This window comes from Micromonospora sp. SD12 (genome assembly GCF_052068495.1).
GTDB classification, from domain to species: domain Bacteria; phylum Actinomycetota; class Actinomycetes; order Mycobacteriales; family Micromonosporaceae; genus Micromonospora; species Micromonospora echinofusca.
Genome location: NZ_JBQHDF010000008.1, coordinates 59824 through 80292, shown reverse-complemented (window position 1 = coordinate 80292; position 20469 = coordinate 59824). Strand labels below are relative to the sequence as shown.

The window sequence follows — 20469 nt, the reverse complement described above, 5'->3', positions numbered from 1 at the left end:
TACCGCACCGGACGCGCCGACATTACTGGCCGGTCCGCCCCCTGCCAACCCCACCCCACCTGCTTAAACCTTGATGGGGACGCAATTTTTGCGGGCACCTCACCACTGACGTGACTCAATGGGACGACCGTTTCTGCCGGCGCCCGAGGGTGACAACGGGACGAGTGGCGGGCATCGACCCCGAAACCCCGGCGGGAAACGACCCGGCCGCGCCCGATGACCGGTTCGGCGTCGCGGTGACCGGCGTCACGGAAACGGTCGGGCTTTCTCGACGGGTGGGATTCCGCCCCGGGGCGCTGGCCGCGCGGGCGGGTCGGCCCGCGCCGGGGCGGTCAGCGCGAGTCGACGTACGCCGCGGGGTGGTCGGCGGGCCGGGGACGCGGCACGGCGTCGCCCCGCTGCCCCGGCGGCGGCCCGGAGGCGCCGGGGTCCTTCCCGCCGTCGTCCCCGTCCCGCGGCGTCGGGCGGGCCGCCCTGCGCGGGGTGAGCAGCCGCATCATGGGCGTCTCGACGAAGCGGTGCAGCAGGGCGGCCAGGGCCAGGTTGACCAGCAGGAAGCCGAGCACCACCGCCAGCCCCCACCAGCCGGGGAACCCGACGCCCCAGTCGCCGGTGAACCGCAGGACGCTGATCATCACCAGGACGTGCACCAGGTAGAAGGCGAAGGAGACCTCGCCGAGCCAGACCATCGGGCGGGACCGCCACGGCGAGCGCCGCCCGCGCACGTCGGCGTCCGCCGCCGCCGCGATGACCAGGATGTACGCCACCGAGAGCAGCGCCGCCCACAGTTCGGCACGGACCCACTGCGCCGCGAGCACCCAGGTCGCCACGAAGACCAGGCTGGCCACCGGCAGGCCCGGGCCCCGCCACCGGCCGCGCCGCATCAGCTCGGCGGCGGCCACGCCCATCCAGAACTCCAGCGACCGCACCGGCGGGAAGACCTGCGTGAACCACCAGCGGCTCTCCTCCGGCACCAGGGACTGGGCCGGCCAGAGCGCCAGGATCAGCAGCGGCACCGCGACCACGACGGCCCACAGCGCCCACGGCCGGGCCCGGCGGATGAACGGCAGGGCCAACGGCAGGCAGAGGTAGAAGAAGAACTCGCAGGACAGCGACCAGCTGACCGTGTTGATGCTGTAGAAGTGGCCCGGCCGGGGGTCCCAAGCCTGGAGGAGGAAGAGGTTCTCCACCGCGACGACCCGGTCCACGGGGTCGGCGAACCAGGCCGCGACCGCCAGGGCCGCCACCCACAGCACCACGTGGCTCGGCCAGATCTTGGCCACCCGGCGGCGCCAGAACGCCCGGCGGGTGTCGCTGGGCCGGGCCGACCAGACCAGCACGAAGCCGCTGAGGATGAAGAAGAACTGCACGCCGGAGAGGCCGAGGGCGAAGGCCCAGTCCACGACGGCCTTGTGGCCGGGCTCGGCGATGATGCCCATCGTCGCGACGTGGAAACCGAAGACGAGCAGGGCGGCGACCCAGCGCAGCCCGGTCAGCGACGGCAGGCGGCTGGCCGGGGACGCGGGCCGGACGGCCGGCGCGTCGGTCGCGGTCCCCGTCATGCCGGCATCCCGAAGATCCCCAGGGTCACCAGCACGTACGTCTCCTCCTCGGCCCCGTCGGGCACCTGCGCGGGGCCCGTCGGCGGCCCACCGGTCGGCGCCGCCCCGCCGGGCACCCTACCCGGCGCCCCTGAGACTCTTTTCCGTCCCGTCCGTGAGTGTCCGTTCCGTCCCACCAGGCGGCGCGCGTTCCTCCCGCCCCTCGGTGACCGTTGCGTCCCGAACCGTGACGGGCGGCGACAGCCTCCGGATCCGCGCCGACCGGTGGCTAGTATTCCGGGACCCGGAGGCCACGAGAGGCGGGGACGGATGCACCAGCGGATCCTGATGCGGGCGAAGAAGGGCCCCTTCGACGTCTACTCCCCGGAGGAGACGCACGAACGGAACTGGATCGGCGACAACAACGGCAACCTGGTCTTCAGCCACGCCGCCCACAAGCTCCTGCGTACCGCCACCGCCGAGATCACCTCGACGGAGTTCAGGATCGACCCGCGCGACGCGGACATGATCAACGAGCGGTACGACGTCTACGTGGTGCCGCTCGCCAACGCCTTCCGGCGCAGCTACGCCCACCGCGTCGAGGTCATGACGAAGCTCATCGAGCAGCTCAAGATCCCGGTGGTGGTGCTCGGGGTGGGCGTGCAGACCGACATCCACGGCGACCGGGAGTACCTGCGCCCGATCGACGACGTCGTGACCCGCTTCGTACGGGCCGTCCTCGACCGCTCGCACAGCATCGGCGTACGGGGCGAGATCACCCGGGACTACCTGCGCACCCTGGGCTTCTCGGCCGTCGACGTGATCGGCTGCCCCTCGATGTTCCTGCACGGCGACGGCCTGCGGGTGGAGAAGCGCAAGGCCGCGCTGGCTCCGGAGGACCGGCTCGCGCTCACCGTCTCGCCCTACGTCACGTCGATGGCGGAGATCATCGCCCGTCATCACGCGCGGTACCCGAACCTGCGCTACCTGCCGCAGGACCTCAAGACGCTCGGCACGCTGCTCTACGGCGACGCCCCCGCCGACCGCGGCCGGTCCAGCAAGATCCCGATCCACACCTCGCACCCGCTGTTCACCGAGGACAAGGTGCGGATGTTCGTCGACCCCTGGACCTGGATGGACTACCTCTCCGGGTTCGAGTTCGCGTTCGGCACCCGGATCCACGGCACCATCACCGCGCTGGTCTCCGGCACGCCCGGCTACCTCTTCGCCCACGACTCGCGCACCCTGGAACTCGCCCGGTACTTCGACATCCCGCACCGGGTGATGACGGAGGTGCCGGTCGACGTCGACGCCGCCCAACTCTACGAGGAGGCGGACTACACGGCGCTCAACGCGGGCCACCGGTCGCGCTACGAGACCATGCTCGCCTTCCTGGCCAGGCACGACCTGGGCAACGCCTTCGCCGACGGCGACAGCGCGGCCCGGTTCGACGCGCAGGTGCGCTCCACCGCCTTCCCGCCGGCCGTACGCCCCGCCGCCGCGACCGCCACCGACGCGTTGCTGGAGCGGATCCAGTGGCTGCGCGACCGCAACGCCGCACTGCGCAAGGAGACCGAGACCCTGCGCGGGCAACGGCTCCAGACCCGGGTGAAGCAGGTGATCGGCGGCCGGGTACGCCGGATACTGAACCGCTGAGCCCCGCACCACTGCGGAGGGGCTGCGGGGCGGTCGGCGGTCCGCGTGGTGGCCAGCGGGCCGCCGGCCGGCATCCGTACACCTGTACCAACACGGCGGGTACGCTGGGCGGATGACCGGGGCCACCTACCAGCCGTCGATGCTCGACCTCACCGCCGCCGGACCGTCGCTGGCCCCGCTGGCCGGCCGGCTGCGCCGGCACCCGCTCAGCCACGGCGCGTGGGTCGACCACCTCCCCGGCTGGGTCACCGGCTCCGACGAGGTCTTCGACGTCCTGCTGCGCGACGTCCCCTGGCGCGCCGAGCGCCGCACGATGTACGACGCCGAGGTCGACGTGCCCCGGCTGCTCTGCTGGTACGCCGGGCACCGACCGCTGCCGCACCCGCTGCTGACCGAGGCGCGCGCCGCCCTCACCCGGCACTACACGCCCGAACTCGGCGAGCCCTTCGTCACCGCCGGCATGTGCCTGTACCGCTCCGGCCGGGACAGCGTCGCCTGGCACGGCGACACCCAGGGCCGTTCCGCGCACACCGACACGATGGTCGCCATCGTCTCGTTCGGCTCGCCCCGGCCGCTGCTGCTGCGGCCCCGCGGCGGCGGCGACAGCCTGCGCTTCCCACTCGGCCACGGGGACCTCGTGGTGATGGGCGGCTCCTGCCAGCGCACCTGGGAGCACGCCGTGCCCAAGACCTCCCGGCCCGTCGGGCCCCGCGTCAGCGTCCAGTTCCGCCCAGCCGGCGTCGCCTGACCCGCCCACCGGGGCGGCAACCGGCCGTGAGCCGGAGCGGCTTCGGCCCGGGCCGCTGTTAGGGACCTGCGGCCGGCGGAACCCGCCCGGCACGCAGGGCCGCGCCGGGCCTCTGCTAGAAACGACTCCTGGGTTTCACCTGCGCCCCCGTCACCTCTTCACGACGCGAAGGGCGTTCCATGACCCAGTCCTCCACCGAGCCGCGCTCCCGTTGGTCCGCGTGGGCGGTCCACGGCGACGGCCGGTCCATCCGCCCCGGCGACGTGGTCCACCCCGGCGAACGCCTCTCCTGGCCGCGTACCCTCGGCGTCGGTGTGCAGCACGTCGTGGCGATGTTCGGCGCCACCTTCACGGTGCCGCTGATCACCGGCTTCCCACCCGCCACCACGCTCTTCTTCTCCGGGGTCGGCACGCTGCTGTTCCTGCTGATCACCGGCAACCGGCTGCCCTCGTACCTCGGCTCGTCCTTCGCCTTCATCGCGCCGGTGCTGGCGGCGAAGGCCGGCGGGGACATCGGCCCGGCGCTCGGCGGCATCGTCGTCGCCGGCGTGGCGCTGGCCGTCGTCGGGCTGGTCGTCCAGCTCGCCGGGTCCCGCTGGATCGACGCGCTGATGCCACCCGTGGTCACCGGGGCGATCGTCGCGCTGATCGGCCTGAACCTCGCCCCGGTGGCCTGGGACGGCGACGGCAGCGGCACCGGCGTGAAGGCGCAGCCGCTGATCGCGGTGGTGACCCTGGCCGCGATCCTGCTCGCCACGGTGGCGTTCCGGGGCTTCCTGGCCCGGCTGTCCATCCTGCTCGGGGTGGGGGTCGGCTGGGCCCTCGCTGCCGCGCTCGGCGACCTGGATCCGAAGGCGGTCGACGGGCTGCGCGACGCCGCCTGGGTCGGCCTGCCCGAGTTCCACGCGCCGAGCTTCAGCCTGCGCGCGGTCGTGCTGGTGATCCCGGTGATCCTGGTGCTGATCGCCGAGAACGCCGGGCACGTCAAGGCGGTCGCCGCGATGACCGGCCGCAACCTGGACCGGGACATGGGCCGGGCGTTCATGGGCGACGGGTTGGCCACGATGCTCGCCGGCTCCGGCGGCGGCTCCGGCACCACCACCTACGCGGAGAACATCGGCGTGATGGCGGCGACGCGGGTCTACTCCACCGCCGCGTACTGGATCGCCGGCCTGACGGCGGTCCTGCTGGGGCTGAGCCCGAAGTTCGGGGCGCTGATCCTCACCGTGCCGGCCGGCGTGCTCGGCGGCGCCACCACCGCCCTGTACGGCCTGATCGCCGTCCTCGGCGCGCGGATCTGGATCGAGAGCCGGGTGGACTTCCACGACCCGGTGAACCTCATGACCGCCGCCGTCGCGGTGATCGTCGGCGCGGCCAACTACACCCTCACCGCCGGCGACCTCTCGTTCAACGGCATCGCCCTGGGCACCGCCGCCGCCCTGATCGTCTACCACGGTATGCGCCTGGTCGCCCACCTGCGCGGCACCACCCCCACCCCGGCACCCTGACCCCACCCTGTGACCCTGCCCCCGCCCGGCCCCGGCCCCTGCTTCGTCGATCATGACGTTGACCGACGCGAACCTGACATTTCACACCGCTAACCTCATGATCAACGGGCAGAGGGCGGGGCAGGGGCGGGGGCCGGGTGGGTAGGGACGGAAGGGGGCCGACTGCAGTGCAGCCGGCCCCCTTCCGTGGGCGGTCAGTCGCGGTCGATCTGGTGGCCGATGACCGTGGGGCCCAGCATCACGGCGAAGCCGGAGCCGTCGCGGCGCGGGTCCGCCGCCGGCAGTTCCACCGGCTCGCCGGTCGCCGTGGCGCCGACCGGCCGGGGCCCGACCCAGGCGACGGCCACGTCCGTCTCACCCTTGAGGAAGCGATGGGCGCGCACGCCGCCGGTCGCCCGCCCCTTCGCCGGGTACGCCTCGAACGGCGTGACCTTCACCGTGGCGCCCGTGGAGGTGACCACCATCGGCTCGCCGTGACCCGGGTCGTCGGTGCGTACGGCGCCGAAGAACACCACGCGGGCACCGGCGGGCAGGTTGATGCCCGACATGCCGCCGCCCTTGATCCCCTGCGGCCGGACGAGTCCGGCGGCGAAGCGCAGCAGCGACGCCTCCGAGGTGACGAAGGTCAGCGTCTCCGCGCCGTCGGTGAGCCAGGTCGCCCCGACCACCTCGTCGCCCTCCCGCAGGCCGATCACCTCGAACTCGTCGGAGCGTACGGGCCACTCCGGCGCGCAGACCTTGACCACGCCCTGCCGGGTGCCCAGGGCCAGGCCCGGGGATCCCTCTGCCGTGGACCCCAGCGGTGCCAGCCCGACCACGGTCTCCCCCGGCTCCAGCGGCACCACCTCGGCGGCGGCCATCCCGCCGCGCAGTGAGACCGTCCCCGCCTGTTCGGGCAGGACCGGCAGCGGCAACACGTCGACCTTGAACGCCCGGCCGGCGCTGGTCACCAGCAGCACCCGCCCCCGGGCGGTGGAGTGCACGACGGCGCGTACGGCATCGTGCTTGACCCGGCCGTGCCGCCGGCGGCCCTCGGACGCCTCCTCCGACTCGGCCGCCGTCCGGGCGACCAGCCCGGTAGCGGAGAGGATCACCTGGCAGGGGTCGTCGGCCACCTCGAGCGGGCCGGCCGGCGCGGACGCGGCCAGCACCTCCTTGAGGTCGCCGTCGACGAGCGTGGTGCGCCGCGGGGCACCGAACTGCTTGACCACCGCCGCCAGCTCGTCGGAGACGACCTTCTTCAGCACCTTCGGGTCGTCGAGGATGGTGGAGAGCTCGGCGATCTCCTTGCGGAGCTTCTCCTGCTCGGCCTCCAGCTCGATGCGGTCGTACTTGGTCAGCCGGCGCAGCGGAGTGTCCAGGATGTAGGTGGCCTGGATCTCGGAGAGCCGGAACTTCTGCATCAGGCCGTCCTTGGCGGCCTGGGCGTCCTCGCTGGCCCGGATGAGCTTGACCACCTTGTCGATGTCGAGCAGGGCGATCAGCAGGCCGTCGACCAGGTGCAGCCGCTCCTCGCGCTTGCGGCGGCGGTAGGAGCTGCGCCGGGTCACCACCTCGTAGCGGTGGGCCAGGAAGACCTCCAGCAGCGCCTTCAGCCCGAGGGTCTGCGGCTGCCCGTCGACCAGCACCAGGTTGTTGACGCCGAACGACTGCTCCAGCGGGGTGAGCCGGTAGAGGTCGGCGAGCAGCGCCTGCGGGTTGACGCCGACCTTGCACTCGACCACGAGGCGGGTGCCGCTCTCCCGGTCGGTGAGGTCCTTGACGTCGGCGATGCCGGTGAGCCGCTTGGTCTTGTTGACCTCGTTGGTGATGGCCGCGATGACCTTCTCCGCGCCGATGCCGTACGGCAGCTCCACAACGGTGATGGCCTGCCGGCCCCGGCTGCCCTCCAGCGGACCGATCTCGACCTTGCCCCGCATCCGGACGACCCCGCGCCCGGTCTCGTAGGCCCGCCGCACCTCGTCGAGCCCGAGCAGCAGGCCACCGGTGGGCAGGTCCGGACCGGGGACGAACTCCATCAGCTTGTCGAGCGTGGCGTCCGGGTGGTTGATCAGCCACCGGGCGGCGGAGACGACCTCGCCGAGGTTGTGCGGGATCATGTTGGTCGCCATGCCGACCGCGATGCCCGAGGCGCCGTTGACCAGCAGGTTGGGGAACGCGGCGGGCAGCACCGTGGGCTGGGTCAGCGAGCCGTCGTAGTTGGGCTCGACGTCGACCGTGTCCTCGCCGAGCTCGCCGACGAGCAGCATCGCCTCCCGGGACATCCGCGCCTCGGTGTATCTCGAGGCCGCCGGCCCGTCGTCCGGGCTGCCGAAGTTGCCGTGCCCGTCGATGAGGGGGGCGTTGAGCGAGAAGTCCTGGGCCAGGCGGACCATCGCGTCGTAGATGGCTGTGTCGCCGTGCGGGTGGTACTTGCCCATCACGTCGCCGACGATGCGGGCGGACTTGACGTGCCCCCGGTCGGGGCGGTGCCCCTGCTCGTACATGGACCAGAGGATGCGCCGGTGCACCGGCTTGAGGCCGTCGCGGGCGTCGGGCAGGGCCCGGGAATGGATCACCGAGAAGGCGTACTCCAGGTAGGAGTCGGAGACCTCGGTGACCAGCGGGTTGTCGAAGACCCGCGCGCCGGCCTGGTCGAAGGCGGACAGGTCCGCCTTGGCGCGGTCGTCCTTACGGCGTGCCATCGTTCAGCTTCCCTCTCGGCGGGCGGTGCTCATGCGTCGATCGCCTCGCGGTCGACCCGGTCGGCGGAGTCGATCAGCCAGTTGCGGCGCGGCTCGACCTTCTCCCCCATCAGCAGTTCGAGGATCCGCTCGGCGGCGTCGACGTCGTCGAGGGTGATCCGGCGCACGGCCCGGGTGGCCGGGTTCATCGTCGTCTCCCACAACTCGTCGGCGTCCATCTCGCCGAGACCCTTGAAGCGCGGGATCGGGGTGACGATCTGCTTGCCGGCCTTCTCCAGCTTGCGGACCGTCGCCTCCATCTCCGCCTGCGTGTAGGTGTAGATCGTCTGCGGGTTGCGCCCCCTGGTGGTGATCTTGTGCAGGGGCGGCATGGCCGCGTAGAGGCGGCCGGCCTCGATCAGCGGCCGCATGTAGCGGGCGAACAGCGTGATCAGCAACGTGCGGATGTGCGCGCCGTCCACGTCGGCGTCCGCCATGATCAGCACCCGGCCATAGCGCATGGCCGACAGGTCGAAGGTGCGGCCGGAGCCGGCACCGAGCACCTGCACGATGGCGGCGCACTCGGCGTTGTCCAGCACCTGCTGAAGGTTGGCCTTCTGCACGTTGAGGATCTTGCCGCGAATCGGAAGAAGCGCCTGATACTCGGCAGACCGGGCAAGTCGCCCTGTTCCAAGGGCGCTGTCGCCCTCCACGATGAACAGCTCACTACGTTCGATGCCCGCCGCGCGGCAGTCGACCAGCTTCGGCGGCATCGACGCGCCCTCCAGGGCGGTCTTGCGCCGGGCGGCGTCCTTCTGCTGCTTCTGGGTCAGCCGTACGCGCGCCGCGTCGACGATCTTCTGCAGGACCGTACGCGCCTCGGCCTTGGTCCGGCGGTCCTCCAGCCAGGCCTTCAGGTGCTGCTCCACCAGCGTCTGGATCACCTTGGTGATGCCGGCGGTGGAGAGCTCGTCCTTGGTCTGCGAGGTGAACTGCGGCTCGGGGATCCGCACGTGCACGACGGCGGTCATGCCCTCCAGGACGTCGTCCAGGGTGGGCGGATCCTCCTTGGCCTTGAGCAGGCCACGGGTGTTGCGGACGGCCTCCGCCAGGGTACGCGCCAGACCCCGCTCGAAGCCCTTGCGGTGGGTGCCACCGTGCGCGTTGCGGATGGTGTTGGTGAAGCACTCGACGGTGCGCTCGTAGCCGGTGCCCCAGCGGAAGGCCACCTCGACCTCGGCCCGACGCTGCACGTTGGACTGCATGACGCCGTTGGCGTCGGCGGCGTTCTCGCGGTAGGTGCCCTCGCCGGTGACCATCAGCATGCCCGAGACGGGCCGGTCTCCTGCCGGCGCGAGGAACTCCACCATGTCGGTCAGGCCGTTGGGGTAGTGGAAGCTCTCCTCGGTCGGCTCCTCGCCGGTGTGGTCGCGCAGCGTGTAGCTGACGCCCGGCACCAGGAACGCGGTGTTGCGCAGCTTCATCCGCACCGCGTCGGCGTCCAGCGTGGCGCCGGTCTCGAAGTAGCGCGTGTCGTGCCACCAGCGGATCGACGTGCCGGTGCGCTGGCCGCGCTTCATCGCGCCGACGATCTGCAGCCCGGGCCCCGGGGTGAACGCGGCGTCGGGCCCGTCACCGTCGAAGACCCCGGGCACGCCGTGCCGGAACGACATCGCGTGGACCTTGCCGCCCCGGCGCACGGTGACGTCGAAGCGGCGGGACAGCGCGTTGACCGCCGAGGCGCCGACGCCGTGCAGACCGCCGGAGGTCTTGTAGCCGGAGCCGCCGAACTTGCCGCCCGCGTGCAGCCGGGTGAGCACCAGCTCGACGCCGGAGATGCCGGACTTGGCGTGCACGTCGGTGGGGATGCCCCGCCCGTCGTCGTCGACCTGGACCGAGCCGTCGGCGTGCAGCGTCACCTCCACCTTCGTGGCGTGGCCGGCGACGCCCTCGTCCGTCGAGTTGTCGAGGATCTCGTTGACGAGGTGACCCACGCCACGGCTGTCGGTGGAGCCGATGTACATGCCGGGCCGCTTCCGGACGGCGTCCAGCCCCTCGAGGTGCGTGAGGTCGTCGGCCCCGTACAGGGTCTCAGGCTCTGCGGTCAACTGGTCGTACTCCCAGGTCTCGGCGATGTGGTGCCGCGTCCGACGTCGCGGGTCGGCCGGCGCGCCGCAGCGAGCCTAACCGGGAGATGCGACAGGACGACGGCGCCCCGCAGCGACGCACGCGGCTGGTGGCGGGGCGGGCCCGGGCGGCGGGGTCGCGCGCTCCGTCCGGTTCCGGCGTATCGGGACCACCGTGACCGGTTTGCGAACGAGCCGGCGGCGGGTGGGTCCAGCCGTGACAACACCGGCGCCCCGGCCGGCCTTCCCGGCGTCGCCCCGCCGGCCCGGGGGCGCCCGCCGCACCCGGCGGCGCGACGCCACGGCCCGGCGGCCCGAGGCCTCCGCCCGACGCCTCCGCCCGACGGCCCGACGCCTCCGCCCGACGGCGGAACCGACCGGCGCGCCGGGGCGGACGTGTCCGCCATCGAAAGATTCTGTTACCGGTCCATTGACGCCCGTCGCGTCTGGATGATGTGATCTCGCTCTCAGAGGATCTTTCATATTTCGATGGACAGATGGAGGACGTGATGTCCAGGTTCCGTCGTACCGCACTCGCGGCGGCGCTCGCCGTGGCCACCGCCACGCTGTCGACCGCCGTCGGGCTGTCCGCCCCGGCCTCGGCAGCCCCGCCCACCGCCGCGGTGGCGCTCGGCGACAGCTTCATCAGCGGCGAGGGCGCCGGGGCGTACACCCCGGTCGCCGACGTCAACGGGGTCGCCCAGGGCTTCCCGGGCTGGACCGCCGCGAACAGCAACGCGTACTTCTGCCACCGCTCGGCGAACGCCTCGCTGCACCGGGCCAACCTGCCGGGCATCCAGGACCGGTTCAACCTCGCCTGCTCCGGCGGCCAGCCGCACGACATCGCCGCCGCCTCCTCGGCCCGGGCCAACGGCCGCCAGGTGGCCGCCCAGCTCGACCAGCTCCGCGCGGTCGGCCGGACCCACGACATCGACCTGGTGCTGCTCGGGCTCGGCTCGAACAACAGCTCGTTCACCTTCGGTCAAGTCGCGGAGAAGTGCGCCAACCGGTTCATCGCCGACGCCTGGACCGGCTGGTGGGAGTTCTGGGCCTACCTCGGCGGACCGGTGGAGCAGAAGCCCTGCACCGACGCCGACCTGGCCACCGCCGCCCAGTGGAGCGCCGCGACCGCGGAGACCACCTCGGCCGTACGCCAGCTGCTCACCACGCTGCGCGAGATCGACGCCGACGGCCAGCACCGGATCGTCCTGCAGGACTACACCAACCCGCTGCCGTTCGACCTCGAGCCGCGCTTCCACGAGGAGGACAGCCGCAGCGACACCCGGGACAAGTTCCGCGCGCTGGGCGCCGAGCGGTACGCGGCCGGCTGCCCGATCCACCGGGCCAGCCTGCTGCCGGGACACCGCTTCTCCCAGGGGCTGGGCACGATGGTGAAGTCCACCCGGGACACCCTGGCCGCCGAGTTCCCCGGCGCGGACCTGGTCTACCTCAACGTGCAGCGGGCCTTCGACGGTGCCCGGCTGTGCGAGTCCGGCACGAGCCCGACCGGAGCCCTCGCCACCCCGATCCGCCTGCAGGACAGCCCGCCGAACGGCGTCTTCGTCACCAGCCTCTCCGGCAAGGACAAGATCGCCATCCAGCGGATCGCGAACACCTGCGTGAGCTACTTCCAGACCTGCCAGGAGTCGTGGCACCCGAACGCCGCCGGTCACCAGGTGCTCGGGCAGTGCCTGACGGGCGCGGCCACCACGGGTGCGCGCTCCGTGGCCTGCGTCCGCGCCGGGGACGGCTCGATCACGGTCTCCTGACCGCGACACCTCCCGGAGCCCGGAACCCCGTGCCGCTCGGCGCGGGGTTCCGCCGCGTCCGCCCCCCAAACGGCGGCGGTCAGGCGGCACGGCGGTAGGTAGGCAGCACAGCCGCGGCCGGGGGCGGGTCAGTCGCGGGTGGCCGCGCCGAGCACGTGCGGGGCGGCCGGGGCCGGGAGCGCGCTGTCGGGGAAGCGGAACGCGTCCAGCTCGGTGACGGTGAAGCCCGCCGCCCGGATCGCGGCCACCGTGTCGCGGCCGGTGTGGCAGCCGCCGCAGAGCAGCGGCCACACGGTCGCGTCGACCAGCCGCTGGACGCGGCGCAGGCCGGGGGTCTGCGCGCGTACGTGCTCGAAGAAGCGCACCTGCCCGCCGGGCCGCAGCACCCGGCGGGCCTCGCGCAGCGCGGCGGCCTGGTCGGCCACCGAGCAGAGCACCAGGGACAGCACCACCGCGTCGGCGTCGCCGTCGGGCGCCGGCAGCGCCTCGGCGAGGCCGTCGACCACCTCGACGGGTACGGGCGCGTCGGCCGCCGCCACCCGCGCCGCCGCCCGCAGCCGGGGTTCCGGCTCAACCGCCAGCACCCGCTCGACGGTGCCCGGGTAGTGCGCGAAGGTGCGGCCGTTGCCGGCACCGACCTCGACCACCCGGCCCGCGAGGCCGGCGACGAGCCGGCGGCGGTGGGCGGCCGCGCCGGCGGCGTCCATCGCCACGCTCGCCCGCGCGAACACCCGGGCGAACACCGGGTGGGAGACCGGACCACGGGACATCGTCGCTCCTCAGACCGGATCGGGTACGGCCCGCCGGCCGACCGGGGACGCCGACGCGACAGGCGTCGGCGCCGGTCGGGGGCGGGGCAGGCCGAGGGCGAGCAGCACCGGGCCGGTCGGCCCGTCGACGAGCCCGCCGAGGGTCACGCCGTCCAGGACGGCGAGGAAGGCGTCGCGGGCCCGGCGCAGTTCGCCGCGCAGCCGGCAGGCCGCGCGCAGCGAGCACGCCGGCTCGTCGCAGGAGACCACCTCGTCGTCGCCCTCGAAGGCCCGCACCACGTGCCCGACCGTGGTGTCCCCGCCGCCCTCGGCGAAGGCCACCCCGCCGGAGCGGCCCCGGATGGTGACGAGCACGCCGAGCCGCTGCAACCGCTGCACCACCTTGGCGACGTGGTTGCGGGGCAGGTCGAGCTGGTCGGACAGCTCGTCCACGGTCATCCGTCGCGGGTTCGCGGCGGCGAGCATGGCGATACGCAGCGCCATGTCGGTGGACCGGTTGAGCTTCACGTCTCGACCCTAGCCACCGCGGTCGAGCCCCACCACGGTCGAGCGGGCCCAGGATGTGATCCGGACGACCCCCGACCCGGGACCTTCGGCCCTGAAGAGGTATCTCGAATACCTGTTTTGCTGTCGGGGTTCGAGCGGTTCACCTCAGAAGGAGACAGTCGTGCTCTCGGAGTCCTCAGCAGCAGTGGTGACGGCGACCCTGCCCGCCGTGCAGGCGCACGGCGAAGCGATCACCGGCCGGTTCTACCAGCGGATGTTCGACGCGCACCCCGAACTGCTCGACATCTTCAACCGCAGCAACCAGGCCACCGGCACCCAGAAGGCCGCGCTCGCGGCCGCCGTGGTCGCGTACGCGGAGCACCTGACCGGCGGCAGCCGCGCGCCGTGGGGGCCGATCCTGAACCGCATCGCGCACAAGCACGCCTCGCTCGGCATCACCGCCACCCAGTACACGATCGTCGGCCGGCACCTGCTCGCCGCCGTCGGGGAGGTGCTCGGCGACGCCGTCACCGCCGAGGTGGCGGCGGCCTGGGACGAGGTCTACTGGCTGCTGGCCTGCGAGCTGATCGCCCGGGAGGCCCGCCTCTACACCGAGGCCGGGCTGGCCGAGGGCGAGCCCGTGTGGCGCGACTGGCGGATCACCGCCCGGACCACCGAGGCACTGGACGTCGTGTCGTTCACCCTGGTCCCGGCCGACGGCGGCCCGGTGCCCACCTTCGTCCCGGGCCAGTACACCTCCGTCGCCGTCGACCTGGACGGCGGGCGCGGTCAGCAGATCCGCCAGTACAGCCTCTCCGGCTGCCCCGGCGCCGCGCACTGGCGGATCACCGTCAAGCGCGTACGCGGCGTCGGCGGCGCCCCCGACGGCATGGTCTCCACGTTCCTGCACGAGCGCGTGGGCGTCGACGACGTCCTCCGGCTCAGCCCGGCGTTCGGCGAGGTCAGCGCGGTGGCCGGGGAGGGCCCGCTGCTGCTGGTCAGCGCGGGCATCGGCCTGACCCCGGCGATGGCCGCACTGGAGCACCTGGCCGCCACCGAGCCGCAGCGCCCGGTGGTGCTGGTGCACGCCGACCGGGCCGGCGCGGCGCACGCGTTCCGCGGCGAGCTCCCGCGCCTGCACGCCGCGCTGCCCAACCTGCGCACCGCCCTCTGGTACGAGGACCTCACCGACGGCGAGCTGGCCGGGGTGACCGCCGAGGTCATCGCGGGCCGGGTCGACCCGGCACTGATCCCGCTCTCCCCGGACGCCCACGTGCACCTGTGCGGGCCGTTGCCGTTCATGAACACCGTCCGGGGCGGCCTGCTGCGCCGGGGGGTGCCCGTGGAGCGGATCGCCTACGAGGTCTTCGGGCCGGGCATGCTCCACGACAACCGGTCCTGACCCACTGTCGTCGGCCGGTCACGGGCGGTGGGGCGGTTCGCCCCGCCGCCCGTCGGCGTCTCCACACCCGACGGAGAGTCCCTCACGACGAGCCGGGCGGGCGGCGGTTAGGAGGGGAGGTCCAGGGTAGGGACTCCTGCGGCGGGGTCCGCCAGGCGGCGAGGAGACGCCCCGGGGCTCGACCGGGTCCCCGCCGACGGGCCGGCCGATGGAGGAAGCACATGCGTATCGCGATGATCTCGGAGCACGCCAGTCCGCTCGCCGTCGGAGGGGCGGGGGAATCCGGCGGTCAGCACACGCACGTGGCGGAACTCGCCGCCGCCCTCGTCGGCGAGGGGCACGACGTGCGCGTCTACACCCGGCGCGACTCGACCGCCCCGCCCGACTCCGTGCTCACCTCCGACGGCTACCAGGTGTGCCACGTGCCGGCCGGGCCGGCGCTGCGGGTGCCGAGAGACGAACTGCTGCCGCACCTGGGCGAGTTCGGTCGCTGGCTGGCCGGCCAGTGGCGCGACGGCGACTGGGTGCCGGACGTGGCGCACGCCCACTACTGGACGAGCGGACTGGCCACCCTGCACGCCGGCCGGCGTACGGGGGTGCCGGTGGTGCTGACGTACCACAGCCTCGGCTCCGTCAAGCGGCAGACGAAGGGCGACCGGGACGCCAGCCCACCAGGCCGGGTGGGCTACGAGCGCGCCCTGGGCCGGGCCGCGGACCGGGTCATCGTGCAGTGCCAGGACGAGGTGGGCGAGCTGGTCCGCCTCGGCGTGCCCCGGTCCCGAATGACGCTGGTCCCCGCCGGGGTCAACCAGGAACTGTTCCGTCCCGGCGGGCCCGTCGCCCCGCGCGATCCGGCCCGTCACCGGATCATCACCGTGGGACGGCTGGTGGAACGCAAGGGCATCCAGGACGTCGTACGCGCCCTGCCGGCCGTCCCGGACGCCGAGTGCGTGGTGGTGGGCGGACCGCCCGCGAAGCTGCTGGCGGCGGACGGCTTCGCCCGTCGCCTCCGCGCGCTCGCCGAGTCCTGCGGGGTCGCCGACCGGGTGAAGCTGCTGGGCGGGCTGCCCCGGGAGGAGCTGGCCCCGTGGTACCGCTCGGCGGACCTGCTGGTGGCCGCCCCCTGGTACGAGCCGTTCGGGCTCACCCCGCTGGAGAGCATGGCGTGCGGGGTGCCGGTCGTCGGCACGAACGTCGGCGGGATCGCCGACAGCGTGGTCGACGGGCTGACCGGCGACCTCGTGCCGCCACGCGACCCCCGGATCCTCGGTTCCACGGTCCGCCGGCTGCTCGCCGACAAGGTCCGTCGTTTCGCGTACGCGACGGCGGCGCTGGACCGGATCCGCAACCGGTACTCGTGGAAGCGCTGCGCCGAGCAGCTGAGCGCGGTCTACGCCACGGTCAGCACGGTCGGCCGCCCCGCTCCGGCGGTGGCGTGACGCGGACGGGCGGGGCGTCACGCGGGCGATCCGACGGCGCGCGCGTGACGCCCACCACCTGATGGTTACCCGCCGGTAGCCTCGGGCCGTAGCCTGGGGCGGTGAACGCGACGGGGGAATACCGACAGGAGTTCGTCGAGGTCGACGGGGCCCGCCTCGGGCTACAGGTGTATCCCGATCCGGACGGCGTCACCGACGCCCCGCTGGTGCTGATCACGCCCGCCATGGGGGTCCGGGCGCGCTACTACCGCCCGTTCGCCGCCGCGCTGCGGGCCGCCGGCCTGGCCGTGGCCGTGGCCGACCTGCGCGGCACCGGGGAGAGCACCCCGAAGCCGAGCCGCGCCTGCCGGTACGGCTACGCGGAGCTGACCGCCGACGTGGGCGCCGCGCTGGGGGCACTCAAGGCCCGCCGGGACGGGCGCCGGACGCTGCTGCTCGGGCACTCCCTCGGCGGGCAGGCCGCCCTGCTGCATCTCGCCGTGCACGGCGGGCACGACGTCGACGGGCTGGCGCTGGTCGCCGTCGGCGTGCCGTGGTGGCGCAGCTACCCGGGCCTGCGCGGGTACGGCGTCCTGCCGTACACCCAGGGGATCGCGGCGACCGCCCGGCTGCTCGGCGTCTGGCCGGGCTGGGGCTTCGGCGGCCGGCAGGCGCGCGGCGTCATCCGGGACTGGGCGCACACGGCGCGGACCGGGCGTTTCCCGCACCTGGACGGGGTGGACGCCGAAGCGGCCGTGCGGGCGCTGCGCACCCCCGTGCTCGCGGTCAGCGTCGACGACGACCAGTACACGCCGCACGAGACCCTCGACCACCTGTGCGCGAAGCTGGCCGCGGCGCCCGTCGCCCGCGAGCGCTACACGGCGGCGCAGGCCGGCGCCCGGATGGACCACTTCACCTGGGTACGCGCGAGCGGGCCGCTGGCGGCCCGGGTGGCCCGCTTCGCGGCGGACCTGCCGGCCCGCTGACCGCCCTCAACCGACCCGCAGCACCAGCAGGGCGACGTCGTCGTCCGGCTCGGCGGTCAGCCCGGCGAGCAGCGCGTCGCAGAACGCCTCCAGCGGCAGGTGGCACAGCCGTCCGGCCGCCGCCCGCAGACGTTCGATGCCGGCGTCGACGGGCAGGTCGCGGCGCTCGACGAGCCCGTCGGTGTAGAGCACCAGCGTCGCGCCCGGTTCGAGGTCGGTCTCGTGGTCGCGGCGCGGCAGCGGCCCGACACCGAGCAGCGGGTCCGGGTCGGTGACCAGCAGCCGCGCGGTGCCGTCCGGGTGCACGAGCACCGGCGGCGGATGGCCGGCGTTGCACCAGGTGAGGTGCGCCGACCGCGGATAGCCTGCGGCGCCCGGGACGCGCACGTGCCCCACCAGGGCCGAGGCGAACGTCGACACGCCCAGCCCGCGCAGGGCCCGTTCGAGCCCCGCGAAGATCGCCGCCGGCGGCTCACCCAGCACGTACGCGATGCCGCGCAGCGTGCTGCGGATCTGGGCCATCGCGGCCATCGCGGCGCGGTCGTGCCCGGTGACGTCGCCGATCACGACGGTGGTGGCCCCGTCGGCGGCGGGGAACGCGTCGTACCAGTCCCCGCCAACCTGCTCGTGCTCCACCGCCGGGTGGTACCGCACCGCGATGTCGAGGCCGGCCACCGGCGGCGGGTCGGAAAGCAGGCTGCGTTGCAGCGTCTCCGAGGTCCGCCGCTGTTCCCCGTGCACCCGGATCCGGTCGAGCGTCTGCGCGCACTGCGCCGCGAACGCGCCCAGCACCTCCACCTCGCGCCGCTCGAACGGGTGTGGCGCGCGCCAGCCGACGGTCAGGGCGCCGAGCAGCCGCTCCCCCACCCGCAGCGGCAGTGAGGCCCACGCCTCCAGTCCCGTGGTGTCGAGGACCGCCGCCATCTCCGGCGTGAAGTCCAGCGCGGCGGCCCGGTCGGGCAGGAAGACCGTGCGACCCGCGTACGCCGAGACGCTGGACGGCAGCGGACCGGTCAGCGACAGCTCGGCGTAGCGGGCGCGGGTGCCGCCGCCGAGGCTGTCGGTCAACGTCAACCGCAGCAGGTCGGTGTCGTCGCGCACGGCGACGGCGCCGCCGTCGGCGCCGAGCGCCCCGAGCCCCCGGTCGACGACCACCTCGGTCAACTCGGCGACGCTCTCGCAGCCGGCGAGGTCGGCGGCCAGGTCGACCAGGGTGGCGAGGCGGCGGTTTGCCACCGCCTGTGCCTCCAGCGCGCCGCGCAGTTCCTGCGCGCGGGCGTACAGGTCGGCCTCGGCCGCCGCCATGCGCCGCCGGAAGCTCTCGCCGCGGGCCTGTTCGTCCCTGGTCCGCTGCCGTTGCTGGACGAAGTCCGTGACGTCCTCGGGCCGGTGCAGCAGCAGCACGACGCGCCCGTGGTCGTCGAGGATCGGCACGTTCATCGGGCTCCAGTACCGCCGCACGAAGCCGCCGACGCCGTCGGGGATGTCGTAGCGCTGCAACGCCATCGTGTCCGCCCGGCCGGTGTCCCAGGCCCGCAGCAGGGAGGCCCGCAGGTTGGGCACCCCGGTGCCCTCCGGGTCGTCCGGGTTCGCCGGGAACGCGGCGAACACCTCCCGCCCGAGCAGTTCCGCACGGGTACGGGCGGTGGCGCGCAGATACGCCTCGTTGACCTCGACGATCACCAGGTCCGGATCGAGCACCAGGTACGGCGACGGCGCGGCGTCGAAGATCCGCGCGTGGTCCACCGCCGACGGTTCGCCCGACCGGTCCCACCCGTCGCCCACGTCCCTCGCTCCCGACCTCGCCCGCCCCGTACGCACGTCCCGGGCGGCCCCCGCCGCCCGGGACGCCGCTGCTCACTCGTCGGTGTCGACGGGCACCATCTCGCCGTCGCGCTCCACGCGGGTCTCGCCGCGCTCGGCCGGCGGCGGCACCTGGGCCGTGGTCTTGCGCGGATCGTTGTCCGGGTGCATCAGCACCGCGTCGGTCGACGCGGTCTTCTCCCGGCTCTCCTCCGGCTGCGACATCGGCTACCCCTCTCGTCGGGTCGTCCGACGATCTACCCGCCACCGGCCCCGCCGACTCCTCTCGGCCGCGTCCCGTCGTCGACCGGGCACGGACGCCGGGCCCGGTATCTGCGCTGCCGGGGCGTATCAGCAGGTGACGGGCGGGATTAGCCGACCGGGCGGCGGGTATGCCGCACCGCCCGACACGGTGGAAGGGGATCAGATGTCCGAACGACACACCGCACTGCGCTCGATGCACGATCTGGGCTTGGCGGCCTGGTTCGGGGGCTCCCTGATGGGAGCGTTCGGTGTCAACGGCGCGGCGGCACAGATGAACGACTCGACCCAGCGGTTGCCGATGGCCTCGGCCGGCTGGGCCCGGTGGACCCCGGTGAACGCCGCGGCGATCGGCGCCCACCTGGCGGGGGCCGTCGGGGAACTGGTGACGGAGAGCCCTCGGGTGGCCGCCCAGTCGGGAGTGGCCCGGGCCAGCACGCTGAAGACGGCGTTGACGGTCGGCGCGCTGGCGGTGACCGGCTACAGCCGGCTGCTCGGCATGAAGCTGGAGAAGGCCGGCGGGCCGGCGGTCGAGGGGGTCACCGAGCCGAACTCGCACACGCCGTCGAACGTGGCGTCGTGTCAGCGGCAGATGCGGATGCTCCAGTGGGCCATCCCGGCGATGACCGGGGCGCTCATCGTGATGACCGCGTACATGGGCGAGCAGCAGAAGCCCGGCGAGGTGTTCCGGGGCATGCTCGGGCGCGTCGGCGGGATGCGCAAGGCGCCGAAGGGGATGGGCGCGCTCATGGCGATGACCGCGGCCAGGCAGAAGCGGATGGCGAAGTCCGGCCGCTGCTGACCGGCGTACGCCGAGGGGCGTCCCGCCGACTCCTCGGCGGCGGGGCGCCGCTCCGCGTGTCCTGCGGCCGCCCGGGATCCGGCGCCGGCAGGCATGACCGCCCCGGCGACGGGGATTCGGAGCCTCTACCGGCGGACCGAGTAGCGAGGTGGCCCATGACGGCAGGAGACGGACGCGGCGGGGAGCGACGCCCACCGGAGGCGACCACGCCCTGGGTGACCAGGGACGGGCTGGACGCGGAGCCGCCGTGGGGCACCGGCGGGCACGACCCCATGGACGAGGGTAGCGAGGAGACCGCCGTACCGGAGGGGCGGCGCGGGGATCAGCGGGCCGGTGAGCCGGCGGGAACGTCCGGACCGGCCGGGCGGCACGGTTTCGGCCCGGTCGAACCGACGCCCACGCGGCCGGCGGGCCCCGGCGCTCCGCCGGACCCGGCGCCGGCCCGCCGGTCCTTTCCCGACGCCGCCGACGTCGAGCCCCGGACGGAGGACGCGTTGCGGACCCGGGGTCGACGGTCGTGACCGGTACGG

Annotated in this window: 16 protein-coding genes; 9 read left to right on the top strand and 7 right to left on the bottom strand. The window is 73.7% G+C overall.

The genetic code is table 11. The features are described from left to right. Nucleotides 1-332: 332 nt before the first annotated feature. Nucleotides 333-1562 carry an acyltransferase family protein gene (locus ACTMS2_RS17575; protein ID WP_441176337.1) on the bottom strand — a complete coding sequence of 410 codons (1230 nt, stop codon included), beginning with the start codon at nucleotides 1560-1562 and terminating at the stop codon, nucleotides 333-335. A gap of 309 nt (nucleotides 1563-1871) precedes the next feature. Here ACTMS2_RS17575 and ACTMS2_RS17570 point away from each other — a divergent pair, with 309 nt between their 5' ends. The 3 genes from ACTMS2_RS17570 (at nucleotide 1872) to ACTMS2_RS17560 (ending at nucleotide 5453) form a co-directional block, all read left to right on the top strand. After that, nucleotides 1872-3197: a polysaccharide pyruvyl transferase family protein gene (locus ACTMS2_RS17570; RefSeq protein WP_441176336.1), complete on the top strand. Its 1326-nt coding sequence runs from the start codon at nucleotides 1872-1874 to the stop codon at nucleotides 3195-3197. Between the two features lie 112 nt (nucleotides 3198-3309). Then, nucleotides 3310-3945: an alpha-ketoglutarate-dependent dioxygenase AlkB gene (locus ACTMS2_RS17565; protein ID WP_441176335.1), complete on the top strand. Its 636-nt coding sequence runs from the start codon at nucleotides 3310-3312 to the stop codon at nucleotides 3943-3945. Nucleotides 3946-4124: 179 nt separating this feature from the next. After that, entirely contained in the window at nucleotides 4125-5453 is a 1329-nt protein-coding gene (locus ACTMS2_RS17560) for a uracil-xanthine permease family protein (protein ID WP_441176334.1), read from the top strand. A 194-nt stretch (nucleotides 5454-5647) separates the two neighbouring features. Here ACTMS2_RS17560 and ACTMS2_RS17555 read toward each other — a convergent pair whose 3' ends face one another. Together ACTMS2_RS17555 and ACTMS2_RS17550 are read right to left on the bottom strand one after the other, a co-directional pair. After that, complete coding sequence (locus ACTMS2_RS17555) at nucleotides 5648-8137, bottom strand: DNA gyrase/topoisomerase IV subunit A (protein ID WP_441176333.1); 2490 nt, start codon at nucleotides 8135-8137, stop codon at nucleotides 5648-5650. Nucleotides 8138-8166: 29 nt separating this feature from the next. Beyond that, nucleotides 8167-10251 carry a DNA gyrase/topoisomerase IV subunit B gene (locus tag ACTMS2_RS17550; protein WP_199184686.1) on the bottom strand — a complete coding sequence of 695 codons (2085 nt, stop codon included), beginning with the start codon at nucleotides 10249-10251 and terminating at the stop codon, nucleotides 8167-8169. Between the two features lie 500 nt (nucleotides 10252-10751). Here ACTMS2_RS17550 and ACTMS2_RS17545 point away from each other — a divergent pair, with 500 nt between their 5' ends. Then, the gene (locus ACTMS2_RS17545) at nucleotides 10752-12011 is read left to right on the top strand and encodes a hypothetical protein (RefSeq protein WP_441176332.1); all 1260 of its coding nucleotides are present in this window, start codon (nucleotides 10752-10754) and stop codon (nucleotides 12009-12011) included. Between the two features lie 128 nt (nucleotides 12012-12139). Here ACTMS2_RS17545 and ACTMS2_RS17540 read toward each other — a convergent pair whose 3' ends face one another. Together ACTMS2_RS17540 and ACTMS2_RS17535 are read right to left on the bottom strand one after the other, a co-directional pair. Further along, the gene (locus tag ACTMS2_RS17540) at nucleotides 12140-12781 is read right to left on the bottom strand and encodes a class I SAM-dependent methyltransferase (RefSeq protein WP_441176331.1); all 642 of its coding nucleotides are present in this window, start codon (nucleotides 12779-12781) and stop codon (nucleotides 12140-12142) included. Nucleotides 12782-12790: 9 nt separating this feature from the next. Then, nucleotides 12791-13288, bottom strand: a complete 498-nt coding sequence (locus ACTMS2_RS17535; protein WP_441176330.1) for an RrF2 family transcriptional regulator — start codon at nucleotides 13286-13288, stop codon at nucleotides 12791-12793. Between the two features lie 112 nt (nucleotides 13289-13400). On the opposite strand from ACTMS2_RS17535, the gene ACTMS2_RS17530 reads away from it, so the two are divergent. From ACTMS2_RS17530 to ACTMS2_RS17520, 3 genes are all read left to right on the top strand, one after another. Beyond that, nucleotides 13401-14669: a globin domain-containing protein gene (locus ACTMS2_RS17530; RefSeq protein WP_441176488.1), complete on the top strand. Its 1269-nt coding sequence runs from the start codon at nucleotides 13401-13403 to the stop codon at nucleotides 14667-14669. A gap of 221 nt (nucleotides 14670-14890) precedes the next feature. Continuing rightward, a complete protein-coding gene (locus ACTMS2_RS17525) occupies nucleotides 14891-16108 on the top strand; it encodes a glycosyltransferase (RefSeq protein WP_441176329.1) in 1218 nt (405 codons plus the stop codon). 101 nt (nucleotides 16109-16209) lie between these two features. Continuing rightward, complete coding sequence (locus ACTMS2_RS17520) at nucleotides 16210-17073, top strand: alpha/beta hydrolase family protein (RefSeq protein WP_441176328.1); 864 nt, start codon at nucleotides 16210-16212, stop codon at nucleotides 17071-17073. Nucleotides 17074-17079: 6 nt separating this feature from the next. Here the strand turns inward: ACTMS2_RS17520 and ACTMS2_RS17515 are convergent, their stop codons facing one another. Together ACTMS2_RS17515 and ACTMS2_RS17510 are read right to left on the bottom strand one after the other, a co-directional pair. Further along, nucleotides 17080-18858 (bottom strand): SpoIIE family protein phosphatase, encoded by a 1779-nt coding sequence (locus tag ACTMS2_RS17515; protein WP_441176327.1) that lies wholly within the window; start codon nucleotides 18856-18858, stop codon nucleotides 17080-17082. Between the two features lie 72 nt (nucleotides 18859-18930). Continuing rightward, complete coding sequence (locus tag ACTMS2_RS17510; protein ID WP_172896549.1) at nucleotides 18931-19101, bottom strand: hypothetical protein; 171 nt, start codon at nucleotides 19099-19101, stop codon at nucleotides 18931-18933. Nucleotides 19102-19303: 202 nt separating this feature from the next. On the opposite strand from ACTMS2_RS17510, the gene ACTMS2_RS17505 reads away from it, so the two are divergent. Next, a complete protein-coding gene (locus ACTMS2_RS17505; protein ID WP_441176326.1) occupies nucleotides 19304-19939 on the top strand; it encodes a hypothetical protein in 636 nt (211 codons plus the stop codon). A gap of 155 nt (nucleotides 19940-20094) precedes the next feature. Then, nucleotides 20095-20460 (top strand): hypothetical protein, encoded by a 366-nt coding sequence (locus ACTMS2_RS17500; protein WP_441176325.1) that lies wholly within the window; start codon nucleotides 20095-20097, stop codon nucleotides 20458-20460. Nucleotides 20461-20469 lie beyond the last annotated feature (9 nt).

Coding starts and splice junctions, on each gene's coding strand:
- ACTMS2_RS17575 (WP_441176337.1), bottom strand. CDS start 1,562: ATGACGGGGACCGCGACCGACGCGCCGGCCGTCCGGCCCGCGTCCCCG.
- ACTMS2_RS17570 (WP_441176336.1), top strand. CDS start 1,872: ATGCACCAGCGGATCCTGATGCGGGCGAAGAAGGGCCCCTTCGACGTC.
- ACTMS2_RS17565 (WP_441176335.1), top strand. CDS start 3,310: ATGACCGGGGCCACCTACCAGCCGTCGATGCTCGACCTCACCGCCGCC.
- ACTMS2_RS17560 (WP_441176334.1), top strand. CDS start 4,125: ATGACCCAGTCCTCCACCGAGCCGCGCTCCCGTTGGTCCGCGTGGGCG.
- ACTMS2_RS17555 (WP_441176333.1), bottom strand. CDS start 8,137: ATGGCACGCCGTAAGGACGACCGCGCCAAGGCGGACCTGTCCGCCTTC.
- ACTMS2_RS17545 (WP_441176332.1), top strand. CDS start 10,752: ATGTCCAGGTTCCGTCGTACCGCACTCGCGGCGGCGCTCGCCGTGGCC.
- ACTMS2_RS17540 (WP_441176331.1), bottom strand. CDS start 12,781: ATGTCCCGTGGTCCGGTCTCCCACCCGGTGTTCGCCCGGGTGTTCGCG.
- ACTMS2_RS17525 (WP_441176329.1), top strand. CDS start 14,891: ATGCGTATCGCGATGATCTCGGAGCACGCCAGTCCGCTCGCCGTCGGA.
- ACTMS2_RS17510 (WP_172896549.1), bottom strand. CDS start 19,101: ATGTCGCAGCCGGAGGAGAGCCGGGAGAAGACCGCGTCGACCGACGCG.
- ACTMS2_RS17505 (WP_441176326.1), top strand. CDS start 19,304: ATGTCCGAACGACACACCGCACTGCGCTCGATGCACGATCTGGGCTTG.
- ACTMS2_RS17500 (WP_441176325.1), top strand. CDS start 20,095: ATGACGGCAGGAGACGGACGCGGCGGGGAGCGACGCCCACCGGAGGCG.